Raw genomic sequence first — 8,376 nt, 5'->3', positions numbered from 1 at the left:
CTCGGTCAGATACCGGTCAGTCTGCGCGTAGGACGTCCTGGCCCCGTCGGCATGGTGGCGGTGGCGCCGCCACGCCAGCGCCTTGTTCCACACCAGGCGAACGCAGCCGAACGTGCGATTCAGCACCGCCGCTTGTTCAGGGGTGGGGTAGACCCGCACCTTGTACGCCGTACGCACGTTCGCATGTTGCCGCACCGCAGAAAGATCCGTAAGCAAAAGAGAAAAGGTGACGTTATGTGCGCTTCGCACCCTGGGGTGTCCCGGCTCCGCCGAGCCACCCTCGCGGCGGATCCCTCCCGGCCCTAAAGGCCGGGCTTCCTCCGGAGGTCCTGGTGACCAACGACGGCGCGCGGGCGGCGCAGCCCGACCGCCGCAGTTCGGGGCTGCGCGGCCTGGCCGAGCACGGCGGCACCCTGCGTACCAGGCTCGACGGCGGCGTGTTCACCCTAGAGGTGCGGCTGTGACGAGGTTCATGCCCAAGGGCTCGCCCGGCGGCGCGCTGGCCGACGTGATCAGGCGGGTGCACGGGGGCGAGCGCTACGTCGATCCGGCACTGGCCGCCGAGGCGCTGACCGCGCCCGAATGCCCGCTGACCCCTCGCGAGCTGGACGTGCTCCGCCTCGCCGAGTACGACACGCCCGTGACCGTGATCGCCAGGCGCACCCAGCTGTCCAGCGGCACCGTGCGCAACTACCTGGCGGCGATCGTCACCAAGCTGGGCGCGTCAGGCAGAGCGGACGCGTTCCGCATCGCCCGCGAGCACGGCTGGTTGTAGCACCGGCATCCGGACGAACAGCAGGGCGCAGGCCAGCACCACCACGGAGGCCAGCACCCAGGCCGTGGCGGTCGAGGACTGGCTGGCCAGCGCGCCGAAGGCCAGGTTCGACAGCATCGCCCCCGCCTGGAGCGACAGCGAGCTGGTCGAGGTGATGGTGGAGCGCTGGGCGGCGGTGACCGACCTGTGCGTCAGCTCCAGGCAGAGCATGCCCGCCACCGACAGCCCGGCGAACATGACCACGTACGCCAGCCCGGCGGTGACGAGCCCAGCCGGGCCGCCCAGACCGGCGGTCGCGGCGAGGCAGCCGACGGACAGCGCGGTCAGCACCGTGCCCGCGGCCGCGCCCCGCGCCGAGCCGCCGGCCAGCCGCGCCGCGCGGGGAGCCAGGGCGCTGCCCAGCGCGCTGCCGGCGAACCCGAGCGCGGCCGTGACGGCGTAGGCGGCGCTGCCCTCCTCGGCCGTACCGGCCAGCTCGGCCAGGCGTCCCGGCGTGAGCAGCTCGACGGCGGCCAGCGCCACGCCGGAACCGGCCGCGGCCAGCATCAGGCGGCGCAGCAGCGGGTGACCCACCGAGAGCCTGACCCCGCCGGCGACCGTCGCGGGCACCTCGCGTAGCACGTCCGCCAGCGACCGGCGGGCGTGTGACGGCTCGGGCAGCGCGAACACCACCACGACGAGCAGCACGGCCGCCGCGACCGCCCCCAGCAGGGGCGGCGCCGCCAGCGGCAGCAGCAGCTCGCGCGGCACCACGAGGGGCGTGACCCCGCCCGCGAGCACGCCCAGGCAGAGCGCCACCGACTCCATCGCGCCGCCGCGCGCCAGCCCCGGCTTGAGATCGGCGTCGTGGCCTTCGAGGTCGTGCAACGTGTCGACGTACCAGGACGTGGCGGGCCCGCTGGACAGGGCCCTGGCGACCCCCTTGAGCACGCCGCTGGCCAGGAACATCCAGAAGGTGGTCGACACCGCCATGAGGGCGAGCGCGGCGACCGTGAACGCGGCCGACACGGCCAGCACCACGCGCCGCCCGACGACGTCGGCGAGCCCGCCCGTGGGCAGTTCGAGGGTGATCGTGACGATCGAGAACACCGTGCTGAGCAGCCCGATCTCGATCAGGCTGAGCCCTCTGGCGGTCATCAGCAGGATGCTCACGGCCACCATCAGGCCCGCGGGCAGCCAGGTCAGGAAGCTGACGAGGGTGTAGCGCCGCAGCGCGGAGCGGGGGGTCACGTGTCCTCCTTGGGGGTCGTCGGGGAGCTCGGACGGACGGGAGCCGCTCACGGCTCGGACGTGGCCTCCCCCGGCTTGCGGGGGAAGCCCGCCACGAACAGGCGGACCTGCTGGACGCCGGGACCGTCGCCGTACCGCTCCTGGATCTCCTCGCGCAGCTCCTCCACCCGCCGGAAGAACTCGTCCAGGCCGTCAGGCGTGAGGGTGACGAAGTGGTCGCTCATTCCGCTCGCGTCGACCCACTCGCTCGGCCAGTCGCTCTCGACGAACTCCTCCGACGCCCTGGCCAGGGCCTCCACCTGCCGCAGCCGCATGATCCTGACGGCTTCCTCGCCCTCGGGGGTGGTGGACATCTGCAGGGAGTCCCAGGCGGTGTAGCGGTGGCGGGCTCGCCAGCGGCGCTCCCTGCCGTCGCGCTGCTCCGGGTCCTCCTCGATGAAGCCGTGCCGGGCCAGCTCGCGCAGGTGGTAGCTGGTCAGCCCGGAACTCTCGCCCACCTTGCGGCCCAGCCCGCTGGCGGTGTCGGCGCCGTCGGCGCGCAGCAGCCCGAGCAGCCGCACCCGCAGCGGGTGCGCCACCACTTTGAGGACCCGCGGGTCGCTGATCCGGAAAACCTCGTCCATGCGCTCACCGTAAAACCGCAAAGGCAATTTTGCAAACACAATTTTGCGATCTCCCCGCGCAGGGCGGCGAGGTGACAGGCGTGGCGAGCTGGCGGGCGCACTGGCGGGCGCGGGGGCTTGGGAAGGCTCCAGGCCGCCTACGTGCTCATAAACTGAGCCGCATGCTCGACGACATCTGGGTGGACGAGTCCGTCTTCGCGCTCCGTCCCGACTTCGCGGTGCTGATCGTGACGGCGCACGGCCTGCGCAACGGCCCCACCGACGACCGCTCCCGCGCCTGGCTGGCCGACGCCTCGGCGCAGGAGCCGCAGCCCGACAAGATCGACGCGTGGAAGGACGCCTACCGCGCCTTCGGCGCCAAGCCCCAGCGCACCAGGCCGTCGGTCGACGCGCTCACCCGCCGCCTGCCGCTGCCGGAGATCAACCAGGTCGTCGACGCGTACAACTCGATCAGCGTCAAGCACGCGCTGCCGATCGGCGGCGAGGACCTCGACTGTTACGTGGGCCCCGCACGGCTGGTCAGGGCCGACGGCGAGGAGAAGTCCGAGGAGGCGCTGGGTCAGCCGGAGCCCGGCGAGGTGATCTGGCGCGACGAGGTGGGCGTCACCTGCCGCAGGTGGAACTGGCGCCAGGTGGCGCGCACCCGGCTGACCGAGCAGACCACCAACGCGATCTTCCTGCTGGAGCGGCTGGAGCCGATGTCACTGGAGGAACTGAAGGAGGCAGGCGAGGAGCTGGCGGACCTGCTGGCCGAGCTGTCCCCGGAGGTGCGAGTCGCGACCCGATTGGTGTCCGGACGGAAATAAACCTATCGTCGAGCTGTTGAGACCAAAGAGTAATAATCACAGCACCACCCGGCTTGACTAGGGGGGCGTGACCTCTTTGGACTCTCCTGAGAGGATCGGGCGTGGCGGCATCGCATCCCGGGCGCGCGCTGCTGGTCAGGGCGAGTAGCCTTGGACAGGTTCTCTAACATCAACGCCGATCTGCGGAAGAGGGCGATTTCCGCCGTGTCGTCTGAGTCGTCGCGGACAAACCCGCTGGCAAGCTTTGGTCAGAACGAGTGGCTTGTCGACGAGCTGTACCAGAAGTACCTCCAGGACCCCGAGTCGGTCGACAAGGCCTGGTGGAACTTCTTCGCTGACTACAACCCTGACTACGGACCGGGTCGAACCCCGGCAAGGGAGGCGGCGAACGGCACTGTGACCGCCCCCGCTCCCACGAAGGCGCCGCCTGCGGCGCCACCGACTGTGCCCACGGCACCGGCCGCCGCGCCGGCGCCGGCGGTCGCGGCCGAGAAGCCGAAGCAGCCCGCCGCCCCGGTGCCCAAGGGCGCCGAGGAGGTCAAGCTGCGCGGTGCCGCGGCCCGTACCGCCGCCAACATGGACGCGTCGCTGGCCATCCCCAGCGCCACCAGCGTCCGGGCCATCCCGGCCAAGCTGCTCATCGACAACCGCATCGTGATCAACAATCACCTCCTGCGGGGTCGCGGCGGCAAGGTCTCCTTCACGCACCTGATCGGCTACGCCGTGGTCAAGGCGCTGAAGGCGATGCCGGAGATGAACAACTCCTACACCGAGGTCGAGGGCAAGCCGACCCTGGTCAAGCCGCAGCACGTCGGCCTCGGCCTGGCGATCGACGTACAGAAGAGCAACGGCGAGCGCCAGCTCCTGGTGCCCTCGATCAAGGGCGCCGAGGAGATGGACTTCCGGCAGTTCTGGATGGCGTACGAGGAGATCGTCCGCAAGGCACGCGCGGGCAAGCTCGGGGTCGACGACTTCAGCGCCACCACGATCTCGCTGACCAACCCCGGCACGATCGGCACCGTCCACTCCGTGCCGCGCCTCATGCCCGGTCAGGGCACGATCATCGGCGTCGGTGCGATGGAGTACCCGGCCGAGTACCAGGGCGCCTCGCCCGACACGCTCTCGCGCCTGGCCGTCTCCAAGGTCATGACGCTGACCAGCACCTACGACCACCGGATCATCCAGGGCGCCCAGTCGGGCGACTTCCTGCGCCAGATCCACCGGCTGCTGCTCGGCGAGGACGGCTTCTACGACGAGATCTTCGAAGCGCTGCGGATCCCGTACGAGCCGGTCCGCTGGGTCCGCGACATCTCGGCCTCCCACGACGACGACGTGGCCAAGTCCGCCCGCGTGATCGAGCTGATCCACGCATACCGGGTGCGCGGCCACCTGATGGCCGAGACCGACCCGCTGGAGTACAAGCAGCGCAAGCACCCCGACCTCGACATCCAGTCCCACGGCCTGACGCTGTGGGATCTCGAGCGCGAGTTCGCCACCGGCGGTTTCGGCGGGCGTCCGCTGATGAAGTTGCGCGAGATCCTGGGCGTGCTGCGCGACTCGTACTGCCGCACGGTCGGCATCGAGTACATGCACATCCAGAACCCCGAAGAGCGGGCCTGGATCCAGGCGCGGGTGGAGAAGCCGCACGCCTCCCCCGCCCGCGACGAGCAGCTCAACATCCTGAGCAGGCTCAACACCGCCGAGGCCTTCGAGACGTTCCTGCAGACGAAGTACGTCGGCCAGAAGCGCTTCTCGCTGGAGGGCGGCGAGTCGCTGATCCCGCTGCTCGACTCGGTGATCAGCGACGCGGCCGAGGAGGACCTCGACGAGGTCGTCATCGGCATGGCGCATCGCGGCAGGCTCAACGTGCTGGCCAACATCGTCGGCAAGTCGTACGGGCAGATCTTCGGCGAGTTCGAGGGCAACATCGACCCGCGCACGGCGCACGGCTCCGGTGACGTGAAGTACCACCTGGGCGCGTCGGGCACGTTCACCGCGCCGTCCGGCAAGACCATCACCGCGTCCGTGGTCGCGAACCCGTCCCACCTGGAGGCGGTCGACCCGGTGCTGGAGGGCGTCGTCCGCGCCAAGCAGGACCTCCTGGAGCGCGGCGAGGAGGGCTTCACGGTCCTGCCGGTGCTCATCCACGGCGACGCGGCCTTCGCGGGCCAGGGCGTGGTGGCCGAGACCCTGAACCTGTCGCAGCTGCGCGGCTACCGCACCGGCGGCACCGTGCACGTGGTGGTCAACAACCAGGTCGGCTTCACGACGTCGCCGGCGTCGTCCCGCTCGTCGGTGTACGCCACCGACGTCGCCCGGATGATCCAGGCGCCGATCTTCCACGTGAACGGCGACGACCCCGAGGCCGTGGTCCGCGTGGGCGAGCTGGCCTACGAGTACCGCCAGGCGTTCCGCAAGGACGTCGTCATCGACCTGATCTGCTACCGCCGCCGCGGCCACAACGAGGGCGACAACCCCGCCTTCACCCAGCCGCTGATGTACGACCTGATCGACGCCAAGCGCTCGACCCGCAAGCTCTACACCGAGGCGCTGATCGGCCGGGGCGACATCACGGTCGAGGAGGCCGAGCAGGCGCTGCGCGACTACCAGGCCAAGCTGGAGCAGGCGTTCACCGAGACCCGCGAGGCGGCCAAGAAGCCGCTGGAGGCGGGCGCGATGCGGGTGCCGCCCACCGAGGTCGTCAAGTGGTCGCACGCCGACACCGCGACGGCGATCAGCGACGAGACGCTCAAGCGCATCGTCGACACCCAGCTCAACCTGCCCGAGGGCTTCACGCCGCACCCGCGCCTCGCGCCGGTGCTGCAGCGCCGTGGCCTGATGGTCGAGCAGGACTCCATCGACTGGAGCATGGGCGAGACCCTCGCGTTCGGGTCGCTGCTCATCGACGGTCACCCGGTCAGGCTCGTCGGCCAGGACTCCCGGCGCGGCACGTTCACGCAGCGCCACGCCGTGCTGGTCGACCGGATGACCGGCGCCGATCACACCCCGCTCAAGACCTTCAACCAGGGCACCACGAAGTTCTACGTCTACGACTCGCTGCTCAGCGAGTTCGCGGCGCTCGGCTTCGAGTACGGCTACAGCGTCGTGCGTCCCGACGCCCTGGTCGCCTGGGAGGCGCAGTTCGGCGACTTCGTCAACGGCGCCCAGACGATCATCGACGAGTTCATCTCGTCCGGTGAGCAGAAGTGGGGCCAGAAGTCGGGTGTCGTGCTGCTGCTGCCGCACGGCTTCGAGGGCCAGGGCCCCGACCACTCCTCGGCCCGCATCGAGCGGTTCCTCCAGGTCTGCGCGCTCGACAACATGACGGTCGCGCAGCCGACGACGCCCGCCAACTACTTCCACCTGCTGCGCTGGCAGGTCGAGTCCGGCAGGCACAAGCCGATGGTCGTCTTCACGCCCAAGGTGCTGCTGCGGCACAAGAAGGCCACCTCGAAGGCGTCCGACTTCACCTCGGGCACCTTCCAGCCGGTCCTGGGCGACCCCACGGTCGACCCGGCCAAGGTCACCAAGGTCGTGATCAGCTGCGGCAAGATCTACTACGACCTGCTCGACGGCCGTGAGAAGTCGGGGCGCGACGACGTCGCACTCGTCCGCCTGGAGCGCCTCTACCCGTTCCCGGCCGAGGAGCTCACGGCCGAGCTGTCGCGCTACGGGGCGCAGGCCGAGCTGCTCTTCGTCCAGGACGAGCCGGTCAACATGGGCCCGTGGCCGTACCTCACGCTGAAGCTGGCGGAAGACCCGCAGCTCCTCGGCGGCCGTGGCCTCCACCGCATCTCGCGCGCGCCCAACAGCTCTCCCGCGGCCGGCTCCCACGCCGCCCACGACAACGAGCTGGAGGAGATCGTGAGCAAGGTGTTCGCCTAGCACGTCGGCGTCTCTGGGAACCCCTGCCGGGCCGTCCGGCGGGGGTTCCCGCTTTTCGACAGTGAACAGAGTGACGGAACGGAGAACGATGTACTTCACGGATCGGGGGATCGAGGAACTCGTCGAGCGCCGGGGCGAGGAGGAGGTCAGCCTGCTCTGGCTCGGGGAACGGCTGCGCGAGTTCGTCGACCTCAACCCGGAGTTCGAGACCCCTGTGGAGCGGCTGGCCACCTGGCTGGCCAGGCTCGACGACGACGAGGACGAGTAACGAGCCGCCGGCCGGGACTCCTTGGAAGGACGGCTAGCCGGCCGGCCGCTCGAACCCGTCGAGCATGGCCCGCAGGCCGACGCCGAAGTGCGCGTCGATGTCGGCCGCGTCGGCGCTCCGCGCGATGAGGTTGTAGTCGGGCGCGCCCGGCTCCGGCTTCCTGCTGCGCAGCCCCGCGCCCAGCCGCACGGCGGCCACGGACTGCGCGTGGCCGATCGTGAACTCGCGCAGGCAGCGGGTGAGCTGGAGCGCCAGCGCCGGGGTGAACCCCGCCTCGCACAGCACGGCGATCGCGCGCTCGCCGCTCTCGATCGCTGCCCGGCTGCGGACGGGCCGGGTCGCGAAGATCGAGACGGCGTGCGGGTGGGCGAGGAGCGTGTCGCGCAGCCGGGTGAAGAACTCCTCGCACAGCTCGCGCCAGGACGACTCCCACCGGATGGTGCCCGAGTCGAGCTCGTCGAAGAGCGCCTCGGCGACGCCGTCGAAGAGCGACTCCTGGTCGCGGTAGTAGTAGTAGACGGCCATCGGATCGACGCCCAGCTCGGCGCCGAGCTTGCGCATCGAGAACTTGCCCAGCCCCACCCGGTCGATGAGCGCGAGCGCGACGGAGGCGATGTACTCGTGGTTGAGCGTCGGCTTGGTGGGCCGCACCGGGCTCCCTCCTGCGTCCGCGCGTTGCATCCGTCCAGGTTAGCGGTCGCGCTCCTCGCCGAGACGCGATACATCTTGAGTTTTCGGCAGACGCGACATATCGTGTCTGGTATAGCCGATGTGTTCGCCAGAGAGGGC

The 8,376-nt window shown here is 70.2% G+C and carries 9 protein-coding genes; 5 read left to right on the top strand and 4 right to left on the bottom strand.

Annotated features, from left to right (window positions below; all coding sequences use genetic code 11):
* Positions 1-177: helix-turn-helix domain-containing protein (locus ABZ297_RS13420; protein ID WP_355344261.1), on the bottom strand; the 177-nt coding region annotated here is incomplete at its 3' end.
* Between the two features lie 155 nt (positions 178-332).
* On the opposite strand from ABZ297_RS13420, the gene ABZ297_RS13415 reads away from it, so the two are divergent.
* Together ABZ297_RS13415 and ABZ297_RS13410 are read left to right on the top strand one after the other, a co-directional pair.
* Positions 333-464, top strand: coding sequence for a hypothetical protein (locus ABZ297_RS13415; protein ID WP_355344243.1), 132 nt, complete (start codon positions 333-335; stop codon positions 462-464).
* Positions 461-775, top strand: a complete 315-nt coding sequence (locus tag ABZ297_RS13410; RefSeq protein WP_355344240.1) for a response regulator transcription factor — start codon at positions 461-463, stop codon at positions 773-775. The genes ABZ297_RS13415 and ABZ297_RS13410 overlap by 4 nt, the downstream gene beginning before the upstream one ends.
* Here the strand turns inward: ABZ297_RS13410 and ABZ297_RS13405 are convergent.
* Together ABZ297_RS13405 and ABZ297_RS13400 are read right to left on the bottom strand one after the other, a co-directional pair.
* Positions 725-2,005, bottom strand: coding sequence for an MFS transporter (locus ABZ297_RS13405; RefSeq protein ID WP_355344237.1), 1,281 nt, complete (start codon positions 2,003-2,005; stop codon positions 725-727). The two genes, ABZ297_RS13410 and ABZ297_RS13405, sit on opposite strands and share 51 nt — an antisense overlap.
* A gap of 47 nt (positions 2,006-2,052) precedes the next feature.
* Entirely contained in the window at positions 2,053-2,628 is a 576-nt protein-coding gene (locus ABZ297_RS13400; protein WP_355344234.1) for a helix-turn-helix domain-containing protein, read from the bottom strand.
* A 161-nt stretch (positions 2,629-2,789) separates the two neighbouring features.
* On the opposite strand from ABZ297_RS13400, the gene ABZ297_RS13395 reads away from it, so the two are divergent.
* The 3 genes from ABZ297_RS13395 to ABZ297_RS13385 all read left to right on the top strand — a co-directional run bounded on the left by ABZ297_RS13395 (position 2,790) and on the right by ABZ297_RS13385 (position 7,587).
* A complete protein-coding gene (locus ABZ297_RS13395) occupies positions 2,790-3,434 on the top strand; it encodes a phenylalanine--tRNA ligase beta subunit-related protein (protein WP_355344231.1) in 645 nt (214 codons plus the stop codon).
* 204 nt (positions 3,435-3,638) lie between these two features.
* Entirely contained in the window at positions 3,639-7,319 is a 3,681-nt protein-coding gene (locus ABZ297_RS13390) for a multifunctional oxoglutarate decarboxylase/oxoglutarate dehydrogenase thiamine pyrophosphate-binding subunit/dihydrolipoyllysine-residue succinyltransferase subunit (RefSeq protein WP_355344228.1), read from the top strand.
* Between the two features lie 88 nt (positions 7,320-7,407).
* Positions 7,408-7,587: a DUF6104 family protein gene (locus ABZ297_RS13385; RefSeq protein ID WP_355344258.1), complete on the top strand. Its 180-nt coding sequence runs from the start codon at positions 7,408-7,410 to the stop codon at positions 7,585-7,587.
* A gap of 33 nt (positions 7,588-7,620) precedes the next feature.
* Here ABZ297_RS13385 and ABZ297_RS13380 read toward each other — a convergent pair whose 3' ends face one another.
* Entirely contained in the window at positions 7,621-8,268 is a 648-nt protein-coding gene (locus ABZ297_RS13380) for a TetR/AcrR family transcriptional regulator C-terminal domain-containing protein (RefSeq protein ID WP_355344225.1), read from the bottom strand.
* Between the last annotated feature and the right edge of the window lie 108 nt (positions 8,269-8,376).

Origin of the sequence: Nonomuraea sp. NPDC005983, assembly GCF_040614375.1 — a bacterium.
GTDB lineage: Bacteria > Actinomycetota > Actinomycetes > Streptosporangiales > Streptosporangiaceae > Nonomuraea.
Note: the sequence above shows the minus strand (reverse complement) of the source record. Positions and strands in the feature narration are given on the sequence as shown.

What these genes read in the sequence shown, in the direction of transcription:
- ABZ297_RS13400 (WP_355344234.1), bottom strand. Translation starts at nt 2,628, where the DNA reads ATGGACGAGGTTTTCCGGATCAGCGACCCGCGGGTCCTCAAAGTGGTG.
- ABZ297_RS13395 (WP_355344231.1), top strand. Translation starts at nt 2,790, where the DNA reads ATGCTCGACGACATCTGGGTGGACGAGTCCGTCTTCGCGCTCCGTCCC.
- ABZ297_RS13385 (WP_355344258.1), top strand. Translation starts at nt 7,408, where the DNA reads ATGTACTTCACGGATCGGGGGATCGAGGAACTCGTCGAGCGCCGGGGC.
- ABZ297_RS13380 (WP_355344225.1), bottom strand. Translation starts at nt 8,268, where the DNA reads ATGCAACGCGCGGACGCAGGAGGGAGCCCGGTGCGGCCCACCAAGCCG.